Below are 26338 nucleotides of genomic sequence, written 5' to 3'. Positions count from 1 at the left end.
TAAATTTATGTTAATGAAGAAAATTTTTACCATCCTCCTATTAATATTTTTAGCTGGTCGAATTCAAGCCCAATCTCAATACCAACCTTATTCATATCAATTTTACCAAAAATTAAATAAAGAGGTATACAATACAGATACCCGCTTCCATAGCAGTTTAAAGCCTTTTTTTATTGATGACAGCTTGCTTCTTGCAAGAGGTGAACAACTTTTAAGTGTCGGCATAGATTCTTCTCGTCATTCATGGGTATCCCGAAAGTTATTCAATGAGCATTTATTTGATATTCGTAAACCAGAATTTACCGTGTATGCCGATTTTCTGCCTGATTTTCAAATAGGAAAGGATTTTTCTGGAAAGCAAAATTTATGGTTAAATACACGTGGTTATCAGGTTGGTGGAACAGTAGGTAAGAAATTTTCATTTTATACCAGCGGCTTTGAGAACCAGGGAAGGTTTGCTAAATATTATACAGATTACGCCCGATCTTTGAACGTTGTTCCTGGGCAGTCTTACAATAGAGATTATGGATCTAACGCAGGTAAAATGTCTCTTGATTGGTCGTACGTAACAGCCTTAATTTCATACACACCAATTAAGTATCTCAATATTACAGCAGGTTACGATAAAAACTTTATTGGAGATGGTTATCGCTCCATGTTATTATCAGATGTTTCTTCACCTTATCCATTTCTAAAGTTAACCGGAAATTTAGGTAATGTTCAATATATGGCATTGTGGGCTTCGATGCAAGATCCTTCCGTTCCAAAATTATCATACGAAGCAGGAAATCGTAAGAAGGGTGGAGTTTTTCATTACTTAGATTGGAATGTAAATAACCGATTATCTATTGGATTTTTCGATTCCATTATTTGGGGTCAAACTGATGATTTAGGAAATAAAAGAGGTTTTGATTGGGGTTATGCCAACCCGGTAATTTTCCTCCGCCCTGTAGAGGCTTCAAGTGGTTCTCCTGATAATTCCATGATAGGCCTAACAGCTAAATATAAATTTGCAAAAGAAGTTGTTGCATATGGTCAGTTCTCTTTAGATGAATTTGAAGCGAGCAATTTCTTTTCCAGTAATGGAAGTCCACGGAATAAATACGGATGGCAACTGGGGATAAGAGGTGCTGACATTTTTAAAATCGAAAATTTAAATTATTTGTTAGAGTACAATACTGCTAAACCTTATACCTATACCGGCCGTACCCAAATCGTTAATTATACCTCTTTCGCAGAGCCACTCGCTCATCGTTTAGGGGCAAACTTTAGAGAGTTATTAGGAATTGTTAACTACTCCTGGAAAAGATTTGATTTTACTGGCCAATTGCAATATGCAAAATATGGTTTGAGTTTGAATGGTCAGGATTATGGTCGGGATTTGAGTATTCCATATGCCGAAGCAATCAAACAAACGGGTAACTTTACTTCACAGGGATTACGTACAGATCTTTATTATGCCGAAGGAAGGGTAGCTTATATCATCAACCCAAAGTATAATCTACGCCTAGAGGTTGGGGGCATTTATAGAAACGAAAGTAATTCCTTAGCTAAAAACAATACTGGCTTAATCACTTTTGGATTAAGAAGTTCATTCAGAAATCTTTATACCGACTTTTAACATCGTTTTTACTAACATAAAAGAGCCCCATTTAATTTAGATTAGGTGGGGTTTTTGTTTTGATAGTGATTGATTCACCTGGTGTAGATTGTTATTAATTATAATATTCTCAAAGTTTGATAACAGGCATTGCCAAAACGAGGTGATGCCGCTCAACACAATTAAAGTTGGGTTTCTACCGTCACTTCTTTCTCAGCGCCTTCTAAAACCTAGTATTTAAGGGCTATTGATAGGCGCCATGCCTTTAGATAATTTTATGATTGTAATCTAGGTGAGCCTGGCATCACGTAATGCCCTATTATCTAACAAATTCAAGCAGAGGAAATAATGAAAATTGCTATAATTGGTACAAGAGGGATACCCGATTTTTATCGGGGATTTGAGAAGAGTGCTCAATTTATTGCGCTTGGTTTAGTGGAGGCAGGACATGAAGTTATCGTATTTAATTCGCATAATCATCCTCATCAGAAAGCAAGTTGGAAAGGTATCAATCTTGTTCCGGTTTATGATCCAGAATTTAAACTGGGAGCGATTGGTAACTTTATATATGATTACTATTGCTACAGGGGGTTAAGAACTCAACACTGTGATCTGGTTCTTCAATTTGGTGCAACATCTTCCATTTGGTCTTGGTTGGTTCCTAAGGATGTTTCCCTAATTTCCCATATATATTCTTTAGAATGGAAACGTAGCCGATATAGCATCCTCGCTGCAAAAGTTCTTCAGCTTGCTCAAAAATTAGCTGCTAATTATAGTGATTCAATAGTTTCAGATTCGCAAGACGTAAATGAGTATTTGAAAAGAAAGCACAATAAGCAGGTTAGATTTATTCCCCAAGGGGTAGAATCTTTCGAGCCGAAAAACCAAGAGCCATTAGGTGAATATGGATTAGTTCCGTTTGATTATCATATGTACATAGGCAGCCTGGAAGCAGATAGTTGTGCAGATATGATTTTGACTGGGGTAATTGATTCAAAAACCGAGAAGACATTTTTAGTTGTGGGCAACTGTTCCACGCGTTTTGGTAGGTATTTACAAGAAAAGCACCGCAATCATTTACATATTAAGTTCCTGGGCAGTATTTATGATGCAGATAAGCTCAATCATTTAAGGTACTACTCCAACCTCTATTTTTATGGTGATGCCGCTGATGGTTCCACTCATTTACTACTAGAAGCGATGGCTGCTAACTGTTTAGTGTCTGCTTATGATAGCCTATCCAGCCGTTATATATTAGGTGATGATGCTTTTTATTTTAGTAACGTAAATCAAATAGCAGACTTGCTGATTTCAACCAAAGATAAAGCGGAAGGTTATGCGGAATGGATCAGTAGAAATCAGGTTAAAATCACCGAAACTTATAATTGGAATGTTGTATTACATCAATATCTGGATCATATTGATGCCTTACAAAATGAAGATCAGCATGATCCTCAGCATTCACAAACGTACCTATATTCAAGATAAATGAGCATTACCAATAGCTATGTTTTCCAAGATTGGAATAGCAATCAATACAATGTTAAAGGCAGATTTGTGATGATTGCCTTTAGGTGTGCCTCATTTGTGAGTAAATATATTTTACTTAAAATTATATTTTGTTGGTATTTGCTCATCTATAAAGTTGTTATTGGATGGTTGCTAGGTGTTGAAATTGATCCAAAGGCGGCAATTGGAAAAAATTTTAAATTGGAATATGGTTTTGGTTCCGTAATTACTGGAACTGCCAGGATTGGTGATAATTGTACGATCAGACATCTTACTACGATAAGCAGTAAAAAAAAGGAAGATGGTTCGTTAGGACCATCACCGATAATTGGGAACAATGTTGATATAGGCGTTAATGCCAGTATAATAGGTGGCGTCCATATTGGTAATGATGTAATTATAGGCGCCGGTGCAGTGGTTACAAAAAATATAAAAAGTTATTGTGTAGTCGGAGGAAACCCAACTGTAGTGTTGAAAATGATCTATAAGTTTCCGCTTGATAAAGATCTGATAGAAGGAAACACCCTCGATATTTTTTAATATTTATCCCAAAGCCTGCCAAAAAAGGTTGGGTTTGCTTTCTTAATCTCCTGATAGAAATTATCCGAAATAGGCATATTTACTGTTACCTTACTTCCTTTGTAGTTCTCGATAGTCAAACTTCCATTTAGTCTTTTTACCCTAAGCCTGATATTAGATAAACCCATTCCAACGTTCCCGTTAGAAATAGGATCAAATCCTTTTCCATTATCCTTAATTATCAGCGTAATCATGTCCTCAGCTATCATTAATTCCAAAGAAACTTTGCTTGCGTTTGAATGTTTTAGGGTATTATGTGCTATTTCCTTTGCTAAAAGATAGAAATTTCTACGGCTTTCACTTTTTATTTTAAGGAAAGGAATGTGTTCTGGGAGTTTTGATTTAAAATTTATGTCTGAATGTTTAAATAATTTAGCTAACTGCTCATCAATATAGAAAATTACACTGTCAAATTGATCATTTTCAGTGCTAGTTGTCCAAATTATGTCATTTATTTTTACCGAAATGTCTTTAATCATCATATTAATCTCTTTTAATTCAGGGATTTCACTGTGATTTTTACTTAATAATTCTGAATATAATTTGATTGCCGAAAGGCCAGAGCCGAGTTCGTCGTGCAGTTCTTCGCTTATCCTTTGTCTTTCTAATTTAATTGCTTGACTCTGGGCTAAATACTCACTTTTGTATTTACGTAAAAATTTATTTTTTGGAAAAAAAATGAGTACTACGATTATTGAGACTAAGATAATCATGATAATCAATATCCAGATCAAATCTGGCTGGCCAATCAATAGATTGTAGTTAAGATAGCAGAATATAAAAAAGAAATTCATAATAATTCGTTCGTAAAGTAGGTTAAATAATACAAATATATACAATGATGATGGTTTTTTTCGTATTATAATTGTGATCTAAAACGTGGCATTCTATATCGGGGTTATGCATCAAAATTTTTGCTAACTACGTGATTAAAAAGGGCATACATTTTCTTTGTGTTTTAATACTGCGACTCTAACTTAGCAAAAATTTCGAGGAATGACTTTATCATCACTCAAAATGTATGTCCCTAACTTCTTGGGTTTATAAGTATTTAGCTTTTTCTACCCCTATTAGAAAAAGTTATTCTTAGCTCTTGAGGAAAGGTTGTTGTCAAACCATATTAATTACTAATCCCAGAATAATATGATTACTATCTCTATTTTAGAAGATCATGCGCAATACCGCAATTTGCTCGTTAAAGCAATCGAAAACAATAAAACTTTTGAAATAAAAGGTGTTTATTCAACCGCAGAAGATGCATTGAAGAAAATGCATCTTGATAAACCTGATGTTGCCCTTATAGATATCAAATTGAATAAAGAATCTGGTATTGAGTTTATAAATCAAGCAAAATCGAGCCTTTCTTTAACGCAGTTTTTAATGTGTACCAGCTATCAAAATGATGAAAACGTTTTTAACGCATTAAAAGCAGGAGCATCTGGTTATATTTTAAAAGGCTCAAGCATGGAAGAAATTTATAGTGCAATTACTGAACTTTATGAAGGCGGTGCTCCAATGAGTCCATATATTGCAAAACGAGTTATTGGCTTGTTAAATGGCAAACAAGCTAACCCGACCTCTTTTGGCTTATCAGAAAGAGAATTGGAAGTATTATCGTTATTAAGTAAAGGGATGCTTTACAAAGAAATTTCTGATCAACTGTGTATCAGTCCAAACACGGTAAAGAACCATTGTAAAAACATTTACAAAAGGTTGCATGTACAGAACAAAGTCGAAGCTTTAAATAAATTTAATCAATACAGTGTAAACTCCTCTCTGCCAAGATTTAGTTAAATAATAGTGTTTTAAGGGTGGCTTAAAGACAGGTGGCCCTTTTGGGCTATTGTTTACGAGTGTAGGATATCATTAATTTACATCAACAAAATTAGATTGCATTAACCTCATTTGAGATAGAAATTAATAAAACACACACCCGCTATGAAGAGCCGTCACGTTTTCTTGCTGATTACTTTACTGGTTATTTTAGATGCCTTAGCGATTAATTGTTCGTTTGCAGTTATTTATTTTTTCGGTTTTTTAAAGGGCGCTATAGATGGGGCGGCCAGGGTTTTAATTTCAATTAATATTTCTTATCTGATTGCGGCTTTAATTTGCGGAACATATACCTTTTCAAATGTTCAAAAACCAAATATTTTATATAAAAAGGGGATTTTTACTTTCGCAGTTTATATTGTCTTAACCCTTTTGCTTATTCAGCAACCTATTTTTGAATTAAACACTGCCGTGTCGTTATTCTATCTTTTTGCAGCGCAGTTGTTATTTCTCATCACCATTCGTTTAATGATCTACGTATCTGACCGGTACTTTTTGAAAATGGATTTGTTCAAAAGGAAAATTGCAATTATTGGAGATCATGAACTCGGTTACCGCCTGGAGCGGTTTTTTCTTAAAAATGAACTTACTGTAAATTTTGCCGGCTCATTTAGAGATTTAAATGCATTGGGTATTGTTGATGATCAGCCAGTAGATAACTTGCACAATTCAATAAAATACGCAATAGAAAATCAATTGGATGAAGTTTATACAACTGTGTTTCCGAAGCAAAGCCCTGCCTTAGACAAGGTATTAGCTTTGGCGGAACAAAATTGTGTTAGAATAAGATTTGTTACTTCATTTATGCACTACAAACGCGATCAGGAAGCTTTTAGTAGAGCAAATTATAAATTGACTAATTATTACGATGGAATCCCGATCCTGGTAAATAGAGTTGAACCATTAACTAAACTGAGAAATAGAATTATTAAAAGGGGCTTCGATATTTTCTTTAGCTTATCAGTTATTCTTTTTGTACTCTCGTGGCTGTTTCCAATTATCGTCTTACTCATTTTAATAGAATCCAAAGGAAATCCAATTTTTAGGCAATTGCGGTCTGGTAGAGATAATAAACCTTTCAATTGCTTCAAGTTTAGAAGTATGCGCCTTAATTCAAACAGTAATACCCAGCAGGCAACCAGAAATGACCCTAGAGTAACCCGAATAGGATCTTTTATGCGTAAAACCAGCATTGATGAACTACCACAGTTCTTTAATGTATTACTAGGGCAAATGAGTGTTGTTGGACCTCGGCCGCATATGCTTAAGCATACAGAAGAATACCGTCAAATCATTGATCAGTATATGGTGCGTCAATTTTTAAAACCAGGGATTACAGGGCAGGCTCAAGTGAACGGTTTCCGCGGCGAGACCAAAGAACATGGACAAATGGAAGGTCGTGTTAAACATGACATCTCCTATATGGAAAACTGGAATTTACTGCTTGATGTTAAAATCATATACAAGACAGTAACCAATGCTTTAGGTGGTGAAGAAAATGCTTTTTAAGCATATACTTATTAAAGTATTGAATTCATTTTCTTTACACCAACCTTCTTAAAAGAAACAAGCAGCTACTATTATATTTTCTTCCTGGCAAATTCTCCCTCAATTGCCATCTTACTAAAATAGGTTATACTTTTTCTTTGTAAGCCTTTCTGTTTGACAGATTACTATTTCTCCTGTAGGTAAATTAATATTGAGCTAATTGTATAAGATTTTGTTCGGTAAGCTTAAGTATACTTAAGAATGCCTGCTTGTGTGAGTGACAGCTAAAAGGAGTTTTATTTAAAGATTCGCCTGGTTTTAATTCATCAGTTGTTCGGTTATAACGGTTACTTAAAATAGAGAAAATGATCTTCAAAATGGAACGTAACTCCGTGTCTAGCTACCTTAGCTCATTTACAAAAATGTAATTGTGCGATGATGGTAATTAAAGAGCACATAATTAATGGGATAAAGCCTGAGGTGAGCGGAAAAAATGTTTAACCTTTTGATAATCGTATTTTTGAGTCCATTCCTTAGTCTCATTAAACAAAAAAGGTGAGAGACAGGAACCACTAAATCTATAGTAATAGGTATTCCGCTTAGTGCGTTTTATAAAAAAAACAGCCAGGTAAAATCTACCTGGCTGCTCTTGTGTAAAAGTTACTGAAGCCTTTATACTTTCTCCCTGCTATAAATTAGTGCTTAAATGGTAGCAGAGGTAAGTGCTTCACTAGCTTCATCAATAGTATCTCCCATTTTAAAATACTCATTCTGCTCTTTTCTTAATCTATCAATCAATCTACCTTCGGGAAGGATTACGTCATCATAGGTTAACACCTGATCTTTCTGGATATTGTGTTTCAGGATACAGTTTTCTGCAACTCCAATAGGCAATAAATTTTCGGCATAGGTAAGATCAGCGTTTTCGCAAAGACCATAAGTCATATATTCACCAATTCCGTCTAATACTTCGCCAGCTTTTAAATCGATCTTCGCTGCGGTAACTACTTCAACATAAGGTTTATCTAAAGGGGTAAGTGCCGCATCTTTAAACAAAACTGCCCTTGCTACTGTTTGAGGTACTTCAAAATGACAAAGGTGATACGGTGTATAAAATAAATAAAGTGGTCCTTCGCCAAGTTTATAAAGATTTAAGTAATGTTGCTGAATAGGATCATCATGTGTTCCTAAAACAAAAACACCAGGCGAAGGTTCGGCGCCAACAATGTAATCTACTATACCCGGTCCTTCAGTAAGTTCTTCTAGTGGATATTGATCAAGTACATCTTTTAAATGTGTGCCTGATGGAACAGTTGGGCCAATCATTCCTCTTTTAGAAACCCGCATACCGGTTCCATTTGCAACAATGGCTTGTTCAAAAGATATTTTGCTACCGTCAGCAAAGGAAGTTACCATCACTGGATTTTGTCCCCACTTTTCGGCGAAGCCTTTTTGCGTAGTAGGATTGCGATAGGGGTCATGTAAGCCTTTAATGTTGCCAATTAGTACAGGTTTTACACCCATGGTTTTTACAAAGCGATACAAATTCATCATTACTCCTGGCTGGTCTCCATCAGCATTGGTAATTACTACACCTGCCTTATCAGCATAAACTTTCAGAATAGGACCTACTGTTCCATCCAATTCTGCATCCATCAATATCACATGCTTTTTGTTTTCAATTGCACAAAGCGTTACCGTGGCAGCATATTCTACCGCTCCCGTAACTTCTATAATTGCATCGATACCCGCTGCTTTACAAAGTATTGTTGGGTCTGATGTTACACTATATAAGCCATTCAGTATATTCCTATCCAGTTCTGCTGCATCGCTCACTTCCAGGCTTTCTTCAATTCCGGCCTGGTTGTAGGCAAACTTTGCCTTATCGAGGCTTCGGTTTGCAATGGCTACCAACTCCATGCCTTGTACGTATTTGCAAATTTGCAATGCAATACCTCTACCCATAAAACCAGCCCCTACCAGCCCTACTTTAATGGGTTTATTTTGTGCCTGTAATTTAGCCAGGGCATTATCAACTATAATCATAAGGATTAGATTTTAAATAGATTCGTGATTAGATTCATTAACGCCCTCATTTATTAAGGCGTGTGCCTGATCTTTTGCGGAGATTACAACAGGTTCTATCGGCCATTTGATAGTGAACGAAGGATCATCCCAACGAAAGCATTGTTCAAATCCAGGCGTGTAAAATGCTGTCACCTGATAAGTTACATCCGTATTGTCTTCTAGCGTTATAAAACCATGGGCAAAACCTTCAGGAACATACAACATCTTATAGTTGTCTGCTGTAAGTTCTACTCCAATCCATTGTTTAAAGGTTTCAGAGTCTTCTCTCATATCCACAATCACATCATATATAGACCCTCTTGTACAACGAACAAGCTTCGTTTCTTCAAAGGGTGCTTTTTGCATATGCATACCTCTAAGCGTTCCTTTTTTTATGTTGAAGCTGATATTGTTTTGAACAGCGTTAGTATTCAAGTTAAACTCTTTAAACTCGTCGCTGCAGTATGATCTGGAAAAGAAACCACGTTCATCAACCATTGGCTTAATATCAATAACGTAAGCCCCTTTTAATTTTGTTTCTGTGAAGTTCATTTTTGTTGTTGTTAAAAGGTTAAAGTTGGTTGCTTTTGTTTGGAGGAAACCGATTTAAACTTCCATTCCAGATCTTCATTAAGAAGATTTTTTTCCTGCAAGTCATTAAGGATTCTTAACCGCATATATGGTGAGTTATGGAAGTTTATGTTGTCAAACTCCATTGCATTAAGCCCATTGTAAAGCTCTTCGATAGTATCGTTTAGATTACATAAGGGCTGTGCCTCTGGTGCGAGTTGTTCGAAAAGTGAGAAATCTACTTTATAAGATCGCTCATCAGGGGTAGCATTTTTGTTTAAATCAATCTGTACTCCTGGAATAGCATGTGCAACAGCTTTTGCTAAATCAATTACCTGATAGTTCCATCTGCTGCTTCCCGCATTAACCGCTAAAAATTCACCACCGGCATTATTGTCTCTGGTTATTGCCCAGTTTATCGCCCTGGCCATATCTTTAATGTGAATTAATGGGCGCCACGGACTTCCATCGCTAAGAATTTTGATTTTTCCACTACTTACCGCACCTGCTACGAAATCATTTAAAACTAAATCTAGTCTTAGCCTCGGGCTCATGCCGCAGGCAGTAGCAAACCTTAGACAGGTAATAGAGAAAGTACTTGAAGCAAGCGATTCCAAATCACGCTCTGCATAAACTTTTGATTTTGCGTAAGCGGTAAGTGGGTTTAGTTGCGAAAGTTCGGTTTTTGCAGGTCCATCTGCTTTTCCATACATGCTGCAGCTTGATGCAAATACGAAAGCACTTGCGCCCGCAGATTTTGCTAAACTTGCAATGTATATGGCCGACTTGAAGTTGATGTCGTAGGTTACATTTTCATAACGGTTACCCATGGCATCATTTGATATTGCAGCCAAATAAATTACTTTATCAACTCCCTCCAAAAGCGCTAAATCTACAGATCTCACATCGCCAAAAATTTGTTGGTCTAATTGATTTTCAGGTAGATAGGATGCGTAGGTAAGTGAGGAAGAAAAATACCCCATATCATAACCAATTAAAGTGGCATCTGGGTAATTTTTGCGCAACAGCGCAACTACTTCCGGGCCAATGTAGCCCATGTTTCCGGTAATAAGTATTTTCATCTGGAATTAATTGATTTTGTGGTGATGAAACCCTCCCCGCTAAAGGCAGGTATCAGATTTTAACATCCCAAGTTTTGGTTTGAAAAAGCTTAAGGGTTTCCTACTATAATAATTATGGATTTTTTAAACGGCCGCTATCTTAGCTACTGCTATATTATGTAACAGCGATTCCCAGTGCCAAGGTGCTTTCCCTTGTTGCCATAATTCTTCCAATACGGTTTTATCGCGAAGAGTATCCATGGGCTGCCAAAAGCCGGTATGTTTGTAGGCACTTAACTGGCCGTCTTTGGCAAGATTTTCCATTGCCTCTTTTTCCCATACAGAATCATCGCTTTCAATGTAATCGAAGATCTCCGGTTCCAAAACAAAAAAACCGCCGTTTATCCAAGGCATTTCAGAACCATCAGGTTTTTCCTGAAACGAATTCACCAAGTTTTCTCCTTCTCCAAGATTAAAAACTCCAAATCTGCCCGGTTGTTGGACAGCTGTTAAAGTGGCATATTTACCATTTAGCTTGTGGGAGTTAATGGCTTGCGTAATATCCACGTCACTTAAGCCGTCTCCATAAGTCATGCAGAAAGTTTCATTTTCAAGGTACTTTTGTACTCTCTTTAATCTTCCACCTGTCATTGTATTATGGCCGGTATCTACTAATGTGATTTTCCAGGGTTCAGTTTCATTCTTATGAATTTCCATGGTGTTGGTTTTCATATTGAAAGTGACATCCGAGTTATTAAGGCAATAATTAGCGAAATACTCTTTTATTACATAACCCTTGTATCCACAACAAACAATAAAATCATTTATGCCATAGCATGAGTAAATCTTCATGATATGCCAAAGAACAGGTTTGCCGCCAATTTCTACCATAGGTTTGGGTCTCACACCGCTTTCTTCGCTGATACGGGTTCCTAGCCCGCCAGCCATAATAACTGCTTTCATAATATTTAATTCTTCTTAGTTCTGGTTTGGCTCAATTTCAAGACAGCTCAACCGTTTATCGATTAGTGATTAATACTATTGATGCTACTTTATTTAACGCAACGGACCTAGGTATTAACTAATAAAAAAGACAGTTTTATGCTTTACATAAGTAGATAGGCTATTTTCTTGATTTTGAGAGCTTATCACTAAATTATTTGATATCAGGGGGCTAAACAATAGCCCTTTAATACTACATTGAGGAGATTAAGAAGTGGTTATTGCCGAAATGTTTTCATTCAGCAGAAGCTTCGAAGAAAGTTTATTTACAAGCAAATGGTTAATGCCGAAAACAGATGGTGGCCTGTAATATGGCTAAGGATGAACGATACTAAAGGTAGAATAAAAATGGGTGCGCTTAATGTTATTGTGGTGCAGATTTTAGAAATGCGGATTAGGATACTGCCTTAATTGGTTGAGGTGTGATCATTTCCCGTTTAGTAACCGTATATAAACAGTTTGCCACGTTGTAAGTCAGCAAGTTTAAATTGCATTTTTCATCAATAAATTTCCTTGCTTTTAGGCCCATTTCTACTGCCTCATCTGGATGATCTGTAATATATTGAATCGCCGATCTCCAGGCTTCTGCATCTCCATAAGGTACTTTAATTCCAAAACCTTCTTTCTCCACATCAAAAGGAAAGTAAGGATTATCGGACGTAATAAGAGCGGTTTTAAGCGCCATTGCTTCTAATAGCGAGGTTAGGCCAACAGTATAGTTATGCTCATTGCATGATACCACTGCGCAAATACTTTTATAAACCTCATTAGCCAAAAACTTATTGGTGTTTTTATTTTCAACTATTTTCACCATAACGTTTTCATGCCTATCAGCATATCCCATCAATAGTTTTTCATTGTTCATGGAACCATGAACTTTGGTAGTATATATTTTGAGAGTGCTTCTAGGAGCGCTTGAAAATGCCTTTATAAGCGTTGGGAAATCACGATTTTCTCTTCCAGTTGAACAAAAATTATTGCTGGTTTCCTTTTTGTTGCCATTAATAATGCCATCAAAATACTCAGTATCCGGACCCCACTGCATTTGAATCAGTTTGTCAGAAGTTGTAAGTTTAGTGGCCAATGTTTCCTCGATATGTTTATTGGTAAACATGATCATCTTATCAAGGCCATTGTAGTAAAGTTTAAGTAATTTATTTATAAACTCATTTTGTGATGATTTTACTGCCCGGTGTTGCCAGATGACGATCGGTTTCCGAAATAAACCAATGCTTCTCAGTAAAATTAAAAGTTCCAATCCGTAAGGTGTACTCCCGTAAATTAAATCGAAGGATTCACTGTGAAAAATGATTTCGAAAGCTACTTTTAATGCCAGTAATATTCGATTGCCTAAATATGAGTTTTCTATATAAGAAACTTTGATTCCAAATTGATCCAAGCCCAAAACTCCGTTGAAAAAGTGCCCAGGTAAAGCATTTGCTTCAGTGCTTTTTAGAAAACGGTGATAATATAAAATTTTCATAACAATAGGAAGTATTTGTACTGATTTTTTGGTGCTTGCTAAATCTGACTATGCTATTAATAGTAGGTTAGAATAAATGGTGAATGTAAATGCATTGGGTTAGGGAATTTTGGTGATAAAGAGAAATGAGCGGCTGCGTTAAAATGTTGCTTGATAATTATTACTTTATTCTTGTTTGTACACTACTAATGTATTATTCATACTTAGGTTTTACACACCGCAAATATATATTAATGGTGTAATGCATGCAAGCGTTCATGGTCATTTCACCAGAGCTATATTTAAAATTAACGATTTATGAGTAGGTACGCATAGCTCAAATTTATAGATCAATATTTCTATTTTGTTTAAATTTAGAGCTTACTTCCTCTTCTGATATTAAGATTTTCTCCATATTTCAAACTATTGTTAATCAATCGTTTATGTGTTTTTACGCTAAGACGATTAAGGTTTTGAATCAAGCTTTCGAAAATAATAATCAGTCAAACACTACTCTTCTAATGCCGTTTTAATGTTGTTGTCCTTGTAGTTTTAATTATACTTTTAGTGAGGCAATTTAAAGCATAGCCCTATAAGGCTATTGATAAAAGTGCGCTAAAATGTGACTTTCGTATCGGTGATTTGTTTAAAGCCAAATCATTTGATACACCTTAACTCCTAATTATGAAAAAGTATTATTTCCCCTTAATCGCATCTTTGCTATTGCTTATCAGCTCATGTGGTTCTTATAAAAATATCCCTTATTATCAGGACCTTAATCGAAGTGCTCCAACTGAAGAACAAGTTAAGAACTATTCTCCTTTAACCATCCGTCCTAACGATATTTTAGCAATTAAAGTAAGTAGCAGAACGCCGGAATCATCATCCATATTCAGTTATGAGCCCAACAATCAGCAAAATGCTATTCCTGGATATCAGGTTGATACAAAGGGAAATGTACACTTACCGGTAATTGGCAGCATAAAGGCAGAAGGTTTAACTACTACTGAACTTCAAGAAAAAATGAATGTCATGCTTTTAAAGTTTTACAACGACCCTGTTGTTAACGTTCGTATTTTAAACTTCAAGGTAAGTGTGTATGGAGATGTGGAACGCCCAAATGTTTATACGCTTCAAAATGAGCGAACTACTATTACTCAAGCCTTGAGTTTAGCAGGTGATTTAAACATTACCGCCATGAGAAAAAGTGTTATACTGGTGAGAGAAGAAGATGGCAAAAGACAGTTTATTCCGATAGACCTCACCTCAAAAAAAATATTCGAATCACCCTATTATTATGTGCGTAACAACGATGAAATATATGTGCAGCCAGATAGAACAAAATACGCAACTGTAGATCGTGGTTATAGAACAGCTACACTTGTATTGTCTGGCTTATCTATCATCGCAATAGTTCTTTCAAACATTTACAGGTAATTTTATGAGTACTCAACAAGCCCAGTTCACAACCTTTATGGTGGGTGAAACATCAAAAAAAAGCGAAAACTGGAAAGTAGTTTTGAAAAAATACCTCTTCCACTGGCCATTATTTTTAATTGCTTTAATCATTACTGTTTCATTAGCTTTTATTTACCTAAAACGGTATAAACCGGTATATGAAATTAAGGCCACTATGATTGTGAAAGATAATAGTAAGCAGAATAACAGTAAAGACGATTTGCTCGACGAAATGGGTACCAATTCGCCGGATTTAATTGAAAATGAAATCAAAGTTTTAAAATCCCGTCAATTAATAAACTTAATTGTAGATGACTTACAGCTTTGGGTTACCTATTATAGGAAAGATGGTCTGTTTACTAAAAACGATGCCCTTACTTCTAGTGATTTATATACCGATAGCCCTGTAAAGTTTGTGCTTACAAACACTAAAGGTAAACTGAACAACCAAGGCATTAAGGTTAAATTGATTGATAATAAGCATTTCGATTTGCTTACAAAAGATGGCAAATCTACCCCATTAACTTATGGTCAGGAATACCAGGACAAGTTTGGCAATTGGAAACTTATTCTGACTAAGAAGTTGAACGAATCCAAAGGTAAAGTAATGATCATTGCCCTAACTGATCCGGAAACCAAAACACTGGATTTGCAAAAAGCTATTGATGCGAGTTTATCAAGCAGAATGGGAACATCGATTGACTTAACGGTTTCAGATATTAATGAGCAGAGAGGAAAGGATATCTTAAATGCTGTTATTGCAAACTACTACTCTTCTGCAACCACAGAAAAAAATAGAGAACTGAAAAAAACACTTGAATTTTTAGATCAACGCCTGGCTTCGTTAACGGGAGAATTATCTACAGCAGAGAAAGGTATTGAAGGGTTTAAAAGCAGCAAAGGATTAACCGATATTAGCTCACAAGCTGAAATTAGTTTACAAAACTTGCAGGCAAATGATTCAAAACTGAACGAAATCAACTTGCAGTTAAATGTAATTAATGGTATTGATCAATATGTCAATTCATCAAGAGAGGGAAATAAGATTCCGTCAACAATAGGAGTAAATGATCCAGCGCTATTAAATGCGGTTGAGCGGTTAAGCGTAATGCAATTGGAGCACGATAAAATGGCAGCAAATATGCCTGAAACCAATCCTGAGTTTGACCCGATTAACAGGCAGATTAAAACGACAAAAGGTGCAATTAAAGAGAGCGTTAGGAATATAAAAGAAAATTTGCAAAATGCCAGAAGTAAATTGCAAACCTATAACAATCAGTTCGAGGCTTCGATCAGAGATATTCCTACAGAGGAACGTCAATTGGTTAATATCAAGCGGCAGCAGTTGAGTAAGGAAAATACTTATACTTATTTGCTTCAAAAACGCGAAGAAGTTGCAGTTAAATATGCAGCCAATTTATCAAACAACAGAATTGTTGATGATGCTTATGCAGAAATTCCGAAAAACCGAAAACCTTTTGTGTTTTTGTTGTCGCTCGTTTTTATCGTAGGTATGCCCGTTGGCTTCATTTATGGACGCACTGCTTTATCTGATAAAATATTAAACGCCGACGATATTACTAAAGTAGCTGAAGTGAAAGTAGTTGGTGAAATTCCATACGAAGGTGGAAAGGAAAAGATTGCTATTAGAAAAAACACGCTTAACGCAGTTAGCGAGCAATTAAGGGCGCTGAGAATAAAACTTTATTATCTCCACAACAAAACCGATTCTGGTCGTATTACGCTTGTTACTTCAAGTGTATCAAAAGAAGGAAAAAGCTTTACCAGTGTAAACATTGCTGCTGCATTATCACTGGCACAGAAAAAAACCGTGGTTGTTGAGTTGGATTTGAGAAAGCCAAAAATTGCTAAATATTTCGGGCTAGCTGAAGATAAAAGAGGAGTGACTGATTATCTAAATGGCAAAGCAACCCTTACACAAATTACACAGAAAACAGCTGTAAACGACTATCTAGATATTATTTCCTGTGGTGAAATTGTTGATAATCCATCTGAACTTCTCGAAACAAAGCAACTGCAAGACTTGATAAAGAAGCTTGCTGAGCAATATGATGATGTTATTATTGATAGTCCACCGGTGCATTTGGTACCAGATGCAATATTGCTTTCAAAGTTGGCCGACGTAACACTTTATGTGGTTAGACAGGGATACACCGAAAAGTCTGAAATGGAATTTTTAAAAACATTAAAAGACGAAGGCCATCTGAAAAATCCATATGTAGTATTTAATTCTATCGAGAGAGTGAAATATGGCTATGGATACAGCTACGACGAATCGTACTACAGCAACTCAAAAAAGAGTATCGTAAGTAATTTATTTAGTGATTTTAAGAGTAGATTTTAATTCGTAATCAAACCTAAACCAATCCAAGTAATGTTATTTAGAGGTGCCTATCAGCTAAGTGAAAATCCGAAAATTATCGGTATTCAAGATTATGAAGCCTTGGAAGAAATCGCCAGGAAAAATAATAATGAGGATATTATTGCGCTGGTTCATCTTACCTGGAACCATGCAAAAGTTTATAAGATGCTTGAAAAAAAGCTCTTTTTTAGAAAGCTTAAAAAGTTTGGAGTAAAGCCAATGATGATGTGTAATTCCACTTCGGAAGATAGTTATCGTAATATTTTCAATATTCCCGGTATGAAATGCCCGATCTACATTTATACAAATGACAATGATTATTTTGTAGAAAATGTAGAAAAAAAGTACGATGCTATTTACGCAGCTCAAATTATTCCTTTTAAAAGAATTGGCTTAGCCAGAGCGGTTGAAAGCATTTATATTTTAACCTATACGCAAGGAGCAGGTACAAGAGAGAATGATTTACATGGCGCTTATCCTGAAATGAAGCATGCGGATTTTAACAGGAACTGGAAAAATGTTGCCGAAAAAAACAGGCTTTTTAATGAATCTAGAGTGGGTTTATGTCTTTCAAAAGAAGAGGGACCAATGCTGGCAAGTTTAGAGTATATGTTGTCGGGGATTCCTGTGGTTAGCACAAAAAGCACAGGAGGAAGAACAGAATACTATGATGCCGATTACACCTTAATTGTAGATGATAATCCAACCGCAATTAAAAAGGGGGTAGAGAATTTGATTGCAAGACAGGTAGATGCAGAATACATTAGAAAAAATACACTATTCAAATTAAACAGAGATAGAGAAAACTATGTTCAGGTAATTATTGAACAACATAAAAAGCATACAAACGAACAATTATCGGGCGATGCCATTATGAAAGCGCTATTTACAAATCCACTTGAAAGGTTTGTCACCTTAGATTCGCTGGTAACTAATGGGTAGGTTAGAGGCAATAATGATTTTAAAGGGTGCGTTGAAATTCGACTCAGCAAAAAAAACTAAAATACAATCGAAGATAAAAACCACTGGCGTTTACCTTCTTGTTCCTATCATCAATTTTAGCGTTTCGGTGTTTACATCGCCATTGTTTGCGAAGTATTTAACTGCCGAAGAATTTGGTTACTTTGGTTACTACACCTCATTGATGGGGTTTATCAATATCTTTTTCAGTTTATCTTTCACCACCTATTATATGTCTGTTTACTACGGTGATCAAGACAGGAAAAAGGTGCTTGTAACCCTAACCTCTTCATTGCTTTTGTGGAATCTTATTTTTCTTCCACTGGTTTACGGTGGCTTTATTTTATTTTTTAGGTTTTCAAATTCGCAGGTGCCATTCTACCCTTTTGCCGTTTTAACATTTGTTACAGGCTCAATTGGTGTTTATAAAAACTTTCTCCAAATAAACTACCGTTTGGGCGAAAAGCCACTTTCTTATTTTTTCATTGTATCAGGCTATAGAGTGCTTTCTACCTTATTGGGGCTGTATTTAATCATGGAGTTAAATATGAATCTTGCTGGAAGAATGGCTGGATTACTAATCATTGAAATAGCTTTTTTCTTTTTGTCTATGATTCATATCTATAAAGGATTGAAATTTCATATCGATAGGAAAATACTGAAAAGCGCATTAAAGGTGATACTTCCTTTGCTGCCTGCATCTTTACTTTATATTCCAATAATTGGTTTTGACAACATCGTTCTCGAACGCTTAGGAAATCCGAAGGAAATGGGTTTATACAATATCGGCAAAGGCATTTCTACTTATGTGTATACGGCTTTGTTTCCGTTCTTTCAAACCTTTGAACCCGATATATATAAATATGCCAGCCAAAAGAATGTTGGTGCGCTAAAAAATACGTCTATGTTTTTAATTGTAATTGTGATCTTAAGTGTGGTTACTTTTTGGCTAGTCTCACCATTCATCATTAACTTTTTAACCAATGGTAGATACCCTCAAGCTGTTATTTATGCTAACATATTAGTGGTAACCAGCGGCTTAATGATTATTTTTTCAATGTTCGACGCCATTATTAATGCGTTACAGGCCACTAAGCTCCACCTTATTATTAATGGTACTACAGCTGCATTTTGCATAGTGGCCTATTTTGTTGGTAGTATTTATTTTAAGCAGATAGGCGTGGCATTCGTGTCCGTTATTTCTTACTTATTTCTAATTATCCTGCAAAGCATCTTCATCGTTAAAAAGTTTAGAAATTATAAAACAGTATTGTTGAATTAAATTGAATGATATGAAAAAGACACCAATATTGCTCGTTACTTTCAGTCGCCCGGATACTACTAAACACGTTTTCGATGCAATAAGGAATTATAAACCAGATAGGTTGTATATTTTTTCAGATGGCCCAAGAGAAGCCAGATATGAAACCGATAGCGTTAAAATTAATGAAACAAGAGATTTGTTCGATGCTATTGATTGGGATTGTGAGGTGGTGAGAAAGTTCAATACCGAAAATCAGGGCTGCGGTGCAGGCGTATCTGGGGCAATTAGCTGGGCTTTTGAAACAACTGAACGATTGATAATCCTTGAAGATGACTGTTTGCCCTCACAATCTTTCTTTCCTTTTTGTGATAATCTGTTAGAAGAATATGCTGATGATGATCGAGTAATGCATATTGCGGGAACGCGGTGGAATGAGGAGTTCGAAATTAAAGGCGATAAAAATTATTTTTTCAGCCAATATGGACACATTTGGGGCTGGGCTACTTGGAAACGAGCCTGGAATAAGTATGATTTTTTAATTAAAGAGTGGCCCAACTTTAGTAAAACGCGACTGCTGGATGAAATGCTAGATCATTATTTTCCATTGATAAAAAGATGGGAATATATGTTTAACGACATTTACCACCAAGATAAAAAGCACACCTGGGATTACCAATGGCAATTTGCAATTTTTAAGAATAAGGGTTTATGCATTACTCCGGTAGATAACTTAATTACCAATATTGGCGATGTTGGCGAACATTTCAGTGAAGCAACAACGGCGCATCACCGGGCACGTACAGAAATGGTTGGCGAATTGGCGGGGCCCGACTATTTCCATTCGGAGTATGATTTTGATGCTTATCATGGGCGCAAATTTTTCCTTGGCGGAAGAAGCCCGATCAAGATTCTGTACGATAAAACGCTAGGTAAATTCATGCTCAGATCATTAAAGCTAAAAAATTAAAGTAATGAAGGTTTTGCATATATGCTATTCTGATGGTGGCGGGGCTGGTACAGCGGCTGTACGCTTACACAAGGGATTACTTCAAATTGGCGTAGATAGCAAGATGCTGGTTTTGAATAAGAACTCCAAAACCGAAAACGATATCTACGAATTTCCAAAGGGTAGCAGGGTTTTATTGCTTTTTCTTCGGGTGTTAAAGAAATTGGGTTTTCCCCAAACACTCGAACACAGAAACGATAATAACTACCGGAATTTTACGGGTCATTTCGAATTTTTCTCTTTTGCGAAAACTTCATTCTCTCATTTGGTTCAGCATGAATTAGTGCAAGAAAGCGATATTATTAACCTTCACTGGGTACCCAACTTTGTAGATTATAGCTCATTTTTTAAAACGTTGAAAAAACCTATCGTTTGGACTCAACATGATATGAATGCCTTTCAAGGTGGTTTCCACTATAAAGAAGATACCTTAAGGAATTCTCATTTGAAAGACATTGATTGCCAGCAGTATGAGTGTAAAAAAATAGGACTGTCATATCTGGCAGATCTTGATATGACAGTTGTTTCTCCTTCAAAATGGATACAGAATGAAGCGCTTAATTCAGAGAACTTGGGGAGGTTTAAACATGTTCATATTCCCAATGGGATAGACGAAGCAGTTTTTAAATATAAGGTTGATGGACTCACTAAACAATTGATGGGGTTGGATACCAGTAAAATCACGGTGCTGTTTATCTCTGAGACCATTAAAAGTATCCGCAAAGGTTTTAATTTTATCACGGAGCTGGTAAACGATCCAGCTATCCATTCGAAATTCGAGTTTATAGCCGTTGGAAGTATTCCGGGTAATGAGAAAAATCCTAATATCAAATATCTGGGAAGTATTAAATCTGAAGCTGAAATAAGCTTAGTTTATAGCGCTGCCGATATTTATTTACTGCCTAGCAGAGAAGATAATTTGCCCAACGTAATGCTTGAAAGCTTAGCAGTGGGAACGCCCGTAGTTGGCTTCAAAATCGGCGGGTTGCAGGATCTGATTACAAATGGTGAGAATGGTTTCTTAGCAGAAGAAATTACGCTTGAAAGCCTTCGGAACGCACTATTGAAGTGTGCAAATCATCTTAATAAATTCGATAAACTACAAATTGCTGAAAAAATTGGCATCGGGTATAATTTGATAGTACAGGCCAACAAGTATCATAAGGTTTACAAAGAAATGGTTCGTTAACATGAAACTAAAAATAAATTCTACCCTTTTAATCCTTCTCAAAATTGCAGCCTCGGTAATTATTGGGCCTTTTACCTATTCTATATATTCAATGCCTGTTACAATAGCTGCATTGCTTATAATCATTTTCTTGTTCTATATTTCCCTGCACAAAAAAGATTATTTTTCATTTTTGATGCAGTTGTTTATTTGTAACCATTTTACTTACGGTTATGAGATAGGAGGAACATTTAATCTGGCAGCATCAATAGCATTAATTGGTCATTTATTTATTCATGGTAAAGATTTTTTCGCCGAAACCCGATTTACTAAAACAACGGTATTCCTCATTATTGCATTTTGTGTAGTCGAGGTCCTCAGTTTAGCCAATAGTGGTACGCCTTCTAATGTGCTGCTCATCTCCTCTATCACATTTTTTAACTTCTTTTTCTTATTTTATTACTGCTCTAAAATAAAGCTTGATGCTACACATTACATCAAAATTGTGCAGATAATGGGCATTTATTTCGTATACATGTTCATCAATGCCCTAAATCAACGTTATAGTTTTTTTGTTTCTCCCTATGAATTTTTTCCAAACCTTGGAGAAGATATCGTTTGGGAACTTGATATTCCAAGATCGGCAGGAACACTCGGCAATTTCGAATTTTACGCAGAATACTCAATTTCCATTATAGCACTTTGTTTGCCCGGTATATTAAGTGGGGAGTTTAAAAAAGTAGGTTTAGGTTTCTATTTATTTACTATCCTTATCGCTGCACTGGGGTTATTCGCCATTGTGTTGTCAGGTACCCGCTCTTCCATTTTGTTGTTGCCTGTAATGATTATTTTTACCATAATTCTCCTCGGAAGGCGTGTAAAAGTTTTAAATATTGTTGTTGGTACTATTGGCTTAATGTTGCTTTTTGCTGCAAATGCATCGTATAAATTTTTCGATTTTGAAGTATTCTCGAAAAGAAGTGAACAGGTGGATATGAATAACCTTACACTCAAAAGTGTAATGAGTGGAAAAGACATGAACAGGGGTGAACTTTTTGAATATGGATTTAAAAAAATTGAACGATCTGGTGGTTTTTTTGGAGATGGTTATTTTACCAAAAGAGGGCAGTATGTTGCGGCACATTTTGATAAAGCCCGAACAGATGATATTCCTGATTACCATAATTTGTATATGAGTGCAGTAGTACTTTGGGGTTATTTAGGCGCATTTATTTTACTTTATTTCTTTTTTTCAACTATGGTAAGGGGCTTTTTGCTTTATTATAAATTGAAGAGACAGCATTACTATATGGTAGATCTTCTTTTGGGATTCAACTTATTATTCTTGTTTCTCATGATTAACCAATTTAAAATTCAGTTCATAAGGGATTCAAATTACTTCATGCTGATTTTAATCATCCTTGTTTTCTATAACTCTCTTATCTATTTATTGTCGAGAACCATCATTTATCCTAAAAAGAACTCAATAAACAAGTTATGAAAATCGCCGTACTTCTTACCACCTTTAATAGGCGAGATAAAACTATTGCTTGCCTGGAAAGCTTAAAAAAACAGTTTGGATTTGAAAATAATTCACTAGAGATTTTCCTTACTGACGATAATTCTTCAGACGGTACAATTCCTGCTGTGCTAAAAATTTTTCCAAAGGCTAATATTTTTCAGGGCAATGGTCAATTATTTTGGGCAGGAGGAATGAGAAAATCATGGTCTGAAGCATTAAAACATCAGTTTGATTTTTACTTGCTGTTAAATGATGATACGCTGCTTCGTCCCAATGCACTTCAGGTTTTGTTAGATAGTTATTCCGAGGTTTATACCAGCAAAGGCTTGTCATCAATTGTTGTAGGGAGTACCTCTGAACTTACAGAAAAAAGTATTTCGTATGGAGGGAAAAAGCTTATCTCCAGTTATAATATCAAATCTAAACTGGTGTATAGCGAAACAGAATTGCTCGAGTGCGATTTGGGTAATGCTAATATTATGCTTGTTCCGAAAGCCGTAGTGGATAAAATTGGAATCCTTTCAGAGGTTTACACTCATGGGATAGCAGATTATGACTACACACTTCAGGCCAAAAAAAATAACTTTGGCGTGTATGTAGCGCCTGGTATTCTAGGTTCATGTACCGATGATCATGGTAATAACTGGAAATCGCGGAACAGTACTTTATCAGAGCGGATCAAGTTTCTTAAAAGCCCCAAAGGTTTGGCTTACAAAGAATATTTGTACCTCACCAAAACATTTTTTCCAGTTTCGTTTCCAGAAACCTTTGTAAAACTATGGATGAAAACATTGTTCCCGGTGATATGGGATAAATTCAAATCTTAAGACTCAAATCTCCTGAAAACATGAATGATAAACAAACTCACGTATCTTATTTAACCCAGTGCCCCGGGCCATATCGCGAAAAAATGCACGAATTGGTTGCTAAGCAGAACGAGTTTACTTACGATGTAATTTATTGCGTTAGAGTAGAGCCAGATCGCGAATGGAAAATTGAATATGGAAACTATGAAAAACATTTTTTAGCCGAAACAGCAAGTACCGTTAGGCATAACGATCCAAGTATTTGGAAGCTTCTAAATAAGATAAAGCCTTCGGTACTTATTATTACTGCTTTTAAACCGACTATGCTCTACGGAGTTCTCTGGTGCGTTTTAAACGGTAGCAAAGTTATTGTTTATAATGATGGAACCTACATTGCCGAGCAGCGCCTTTCTTTTGCACAAAAGTTGGTAAGAAAGCTGGTTAATATGGTTACCAGTGCATTTATGGCACCTGGCAATGGCACGATTGATCTTTATAAAAGCTATGGCGTTAGCGATGCTAAAATATTCAAAAGCTGTTTATGTGTTGATAATTCGCAACTCCAATATAAGCAGCCTGACGAACGCGAATATCATGTTATGTTCTCTGGCCAGATTATTGAAAGAAAGGCACCCTTTTTCTTTGGCGATGTAGTAATTGCGCTAAATAAGCTACTTCCTAATCTTAAAGTATTGATTGTTGGAGATGGTGAATTGCGCCCTGCTTTATTAAGTAAACTCGATGCAAACAACGTTGATTATAATTACACCGGGTACCTCAACCAAAAATCTTTATTCGAACATTATGCAAAAGCTAAAGTCTTTTTGTTTACAACCCTTGAAGACGTTTGGGGGGTTGTTGGTAATGAAGCTTGCGGAAGTGGTACGCCAGTAATAACCAGTAGAGATGCTGGCGTGGCTGATGACTTGGTTATTCATGGAAAAAATGGTTATATATTGGAACACAATGTCAACCTATGGGTAAATCACACGTTAAATTTATTAACAGATAGTGTTTTACTAAATGAGTTCTCTGAAAATGCGATAGAAATGGTAAAGCCATATAATCATCAACAAGCATCTTCAGGTTTAGTCGAAGCTGTTCGCTACAGTTTAGCTGATAATAAAAAAGAATTGAAATCTAATATTTCGGCGGTGTAGTTATGGAGTTTGTAGCAAATAAAAAAAAAGAAGTCTTATTTATTCTTCACTTACCTCCTCCAGTGCATGGTGCAGCTGTGGTTAATAATTATATTAAAACTAGTCTCCTAATAAACGAAAATTACAATACAGACTACGTTAGTTTAGCCACCAATACAGTTCTGGCTGAAACTGGAAAAGGAAGCTTTAAAAAGTTTTTTAAATTTATATCCATCCTATGGAAAGTATTTAGAAAGTTAATTAGCAAAAAGTATGATCTGTGTTATATGACGCTTACAGCTAGTGGCCCCGCTTTTTATAAAGATATAATTGTTGTAGCCTTATTGAAGCTGTTTGGGCAACGTATTATTTACCATTTTCATAACAAGGGTGTTGCTGCAGCTAAAGATAAAGGTATCAACAACTCTCTTTATCGTTTTGCATTTAATAACACAAAATCGCTTCTGCTATCAAAGTATCTATATCCAGATATTAAAGATTTTGTAAAGGAAGAAAATGTATATTATTGCCCCTGCGGTGTACCTGAATTAAATGCTGCTGAATTAATTGATTCAAAGTCCATTAGAGCAGGCCGAAAATTATCGATTCTCTATTTGTCTAACATGATGATTGAGAAGGGGGTGTACGTATTGCTAGAGGCCTGTGCTATTCTAAAAAAGCGTAACCTGCCTTTTACTTGTAATTTCGTGGGTGGATGGACAGACATTACACCAGATGAGTTTAATAACTATGTAGAGGAACATCACTTGCAGAATTCTGTTTTTGCACATGGTCCAAAATATGGAGATGATAAGGTAAAATTTTTTCAAAACGCGGATGTATTTGTGTTTCCAACCTATTACCATTATGAAGCATTTCCTTTGGTTAATTTAGAAGCCATGCAGTATTCACTTCCTGTAATTTCCACTACCGAAGCAGGGATTCCTGACGAGATTATTGATGGAGAAACTGGATTTTTAATTCCAAGAAAAGATGCCTTAATGTTAGCTAATAAATTACAGTTTTTTATCGGTAGCCCCGAAGCAGGTGTGTACATGGGGGAGCTAGGGCGGCAGAGATTCAAATCTAAATTTACGTTAAATCATTTTGAAGAAAACATTTCAAAAATTGTCTTAAAAGCGATAACTGAACCTATTCATTAATTTTCTTTTTTGTATTATTTATATTACGATTCCTAAAAGGTGTTGTATAACTTTTACATTATCAGTTGATTAAGTTTTTGTTTGCTCATTAAGTCATTTTAATGTCTTTTTATTTTTATTCTTAGAAATTTAAATAATTTGAGATAATAAATGAACGAACTCTTTGTTTGTAAGGTTTAAATTTTGTTAATTTACCACCACCAAACAAATTAGTTTATTAAATGATTCAGAGTCCCGTAGATCATTTTGTAAATTTCCGTTCTCGCAAATTACCGTATGTAAAAATTGTTTTTACTGC

Annotated in this window: 21 protein-coding genes; 15 read left to right on the top strand and 6 right to left on the bottom strand. The window is 35.7% G+C overall.

Annotation, left to right across the window (positions count from 1 at the left end):
* Positions 1-13 precede the first annotated feature (13 nt).
* From ACZZZC_RS00250 to ACZZZC_RS00240, 3 genes are all read left to right on the top strand, one after another.
* Entirely contained in the window at positions 14-1621 is a 1608-nt protein-coding gene (locus ACZZZC_RS00250) for a gliding motility protein RemB (RefSeq protein WP_463484295.1), read from the top strand.
* Between the two features lie 327 nt (positions 1622-1948).
* The gene (locus ACZZZC_RS00245; RefSeq protein WP_463484294.1) at positions 1949-3088 is read left to right on the top strand and encodes a glycosyltransferase; all 1140 of its coding nucleotides are present in this window, start codon (positions 1949-1951) and stop codon (positions 3086-3088) included.
* The gene (locus tag ACZZZC_RS00240; RefSeq protein WP_463484293.1) at positions 3089-3649 is read left to right on the top strand and encodes a serine acetyltransferase; all 561 of its coding nucleotides are present in this window, start codon (positions 3089-3091) and stop codon (positions 3647-3649) included. It abuts the gene before it with no gap.
* Here the strand turns inward: ACZZZC_RS00240 and ACZZZC_RS00235 are convergent.
* The gene (locus tag ACZZZC_RS00235) at positions 3646-4401 is read right to left on the bottom strand and encodes a sensor histidine kinase (protein ID WP_463484292.1); all 756 of its coding nucleotides are present in this window, start codon (positions 4399-4401) and stop codon (positions 3646-3648) included. The two genes, ACZZZC_RS00240 and ACZZZC_RS00235, sit on opposite strands and share 4 nt — an antisense overlap.
* Positions 4402-4831: 430 nt before the next feature.
* Between ACZZZC_RS00235 and ACZZZC_RS00230 the strand changes: the two genes are divergently transcribed.
* Positions 4832-5482 carry a response regulator transcription factor gene (locus ACZZZC_RS00230; protein WP_463484291.1) on the top strand — a complete coding sequence of 217 codons (651 nt, stop codon included), beginning with the start codon at positions 4832-4834 and terminating at the stop codon, positions 5480-5482.
* Positions 5483-5626: 144 nt separating this feature from the next.
* Positions 5627-7030 (top strand): exopolysaccharide biosynthesis polyprenyl glycosylphosphotransferase, encoded by a 1404-nt coding sequence (locus tag ACZZZC_RS00225; RefSeq protein WP_463484290.1) that lies wholly within the window; start codon positions 5627-5629, stop codon positions 7028-7030.
* A gap of 681 nt (positions 7031-7711) precedes the next feature.
* Here the strand turns inward: ACZZZC_RS00225 and ACZZZC_RS00220 are convergent.
* From ACZZZC_RS00220 to ACZZZC_RS00200, 5 genes are all read right to left on the bottom strand, one after another.
* Positions 7712-9055 carry an NAD(P)H-dependent oxidoreductase gene (locus ACZZZC_RS00220; RefSeq protein ID WP_463484289.1) on the bottom strand — a complete coding sequence of 448 codons (1344 nt, stop codon included), beginning with the start codon at positions 9053-9055 and terminating at the stop codon, positions 7712-7714.
* A 12-nt stretch (positions 9056-9067) separates the two neighbouring features.
* Positions 9068-9628 (bottom strand): dTDP-4-dehydrorhamnose 3,5-epimerase, encoded by a 561-nt coding sequence (rfbC, locus tag ACZZZC_RS00215; protein ID WP_463484288.1) that lies wholly within the window; start codon positions 9626-9628, stop codon positions 9068-9070.
* Positions 9629-9639: 11 nt separating this feature from the next.
* A complete protein-coding gene (locus tag ACZZZC_RS00210; RefSeq protein ID WP_463484287.1) occupies positions 9640-10728 on the bottom strand; it encodes an NAD-dependent epimerase/dehydratase family protein in 1089 nt (362 codons plus the stop codon).
* Between the two features lie 123 nt (positions 10729-10851).
* Complete coding sequence (gene rfbF / locus ACZZZC_RS00205) at positions 10852-11670, bottom strand: glucose-1-phosphate cytidylyltransferase (protein ID WP_463484286.1); 819 nt, start codon at positions 11668-11670, stop codon at positions 10852-10854.
* A 433-nt stretch (positions 11671-12103) separates the two neighbouring features.
* Complete coding sequence (locus ACZZZC_RS00200) at positions 12104-13192, bottom strand: glycosyltransferase (RefSeq protein ID WP_463484285.1); 1089 nt, start codon at positions 13190-13192, stop codon at positions 12104-12106.
* Positions 13193-13855: 663 nt separating this feature from the next.
* Here ACZZZC_RS00200 and ACZZZC_RS00195 point away from each other — a divergent pair.
* Genes ACZZZC_RS00195 through ACZZZC_RS00150 form a run of 10 tightly spaced genes read left to right on the top strand, consistent with a single transcriptional unit; the run spans position 13856 to position 26040 of the window.
* Positions 13856-14608, top strand: coding sequence for a polysaccharide biosynthesis/export family protein (locus ACZZZC_RS00195; RefSeq protein ID WP_463484284.1), 753 nt, complete (start codon positions 13856-13858; stop codon positions 14606-14608).
* 4 nt (positions 14609-14612) lie between these two features.
* Positions 14613-16994 carry a GumC family protein gene (locus tag ACZZZC_RS00190; RefSeq protein ID WP_463484283.1) on the top strand — a complete coding sequence of 794 codons (2382 nt, stop codon included), beginning with the start codon at positions 14613-14615 and terminating at the stop codon, positions 16992-16994.
* 30 nt (positions 16995-17024) lie between these two features.
* A complete protein-coding gene (locus ACZZZC_RS00185; protein WP_463484282.1) occupies positions 17025-17954 on the top strand; it encodes a glycosyltransferase in 930 nt (309 codons plus the stop codon).
* A 31-nt stretch (positions 17955-17985) separates the two neighbouring features.
* Positions 17986-19254 carry a lipopolysaccharide biosynthesis protein gene (locus tag ACZZZC_RS00180; protein WP_463484281.1) on the top strand — a complete coding sequence of 423 codons (1269 nt, stop codon included), beginning with the start codon at positions 17986-17988 and terminating at the stop codon, positions 19252-19254.
* 10 nt (positions 19255-19264) lie between these two features.
* On the top strand, positions 19265-20203 hold the full coding sequence (locus tag ACZZZC_RS00175) for a glycosyltransferase family 2 protein (RefSeq protein WP_463484280.1): 939 nt from the start codon (positions 19265-19267) through the stop codon (positions 20201-20203).
* Positions 20204-20207: 4 nt separating this feature from the next.
* Complete coding sequence (locus ACZZZC_RS00170) at positions 20208-21431, top strand: glycosyltransferase (RefSeq protein WP_463484279.1); 1224 nt, start codon at positions 20208-20210, stop codon at positions 21429-21431.
* A 1-nt stretch (position 21432) separates the two neighbouring features.
* Positions 21433-22911: an O-antigen ligase family protein gene (locus ACZZZC_RS00165; RefSeq protein ID WP_463486335.1), complete on the top strand. Its 1479-nt coding sequence runs from the start codon at positions 21433-21435 to the stop codon at positions 22909-22911.
* The gene (locus tag ACZZZC_RS00160; RefSeq protein WP_463486334.1) at positions 22908-23759 is read left to right on the top strand and encodes a glycosyltransferase family 2 protein; all 852 of its coding nucleotides are present in this window, start codon (positions 22908-22910) and stop codon (positions 23757-23759) included. Before ACZZZC_RS00165 ends, ACZZZC_RS00160 begins: the two co-directional genes overlap by 4 nt.
* A gap of 20 nt (positions 23760-23779) precedes the next feature.
* The gene (locus ACZZZC_RS00155) at positions 23780-24898 is read left to right on the top strand and encodes a glycosyltransferase family 4 protein (RefSeq protein ID WP_463486333.1); all 1119 of its coding nucleotides are present in this window, start codon (positions 23780-23782) and stop codon (positions 24896-24898) included.
* A 2-nt stretch (positions 24899-24900) separates the two neighbouring features.
* A complete protein-coding gene (locus tag ACZZZC_RS00150; RefSeq protein ID WP_463486332.1) occupies positions 24901-26040 on the top strand; it encodes a glycosyltransferase family 4 protein in 1140 nt (379 codons plus the stop codon).
* Positions 26041-26338 lie beyond the last annotated feature (298 nt).

This window comes from Pedobacter sp. AC212 (assembly GCF_979258625.1).
Note: the sequence above shows the minus strand (reverse complement) of the source record. Positions and strands in the feature narration are given on the sequence as shown.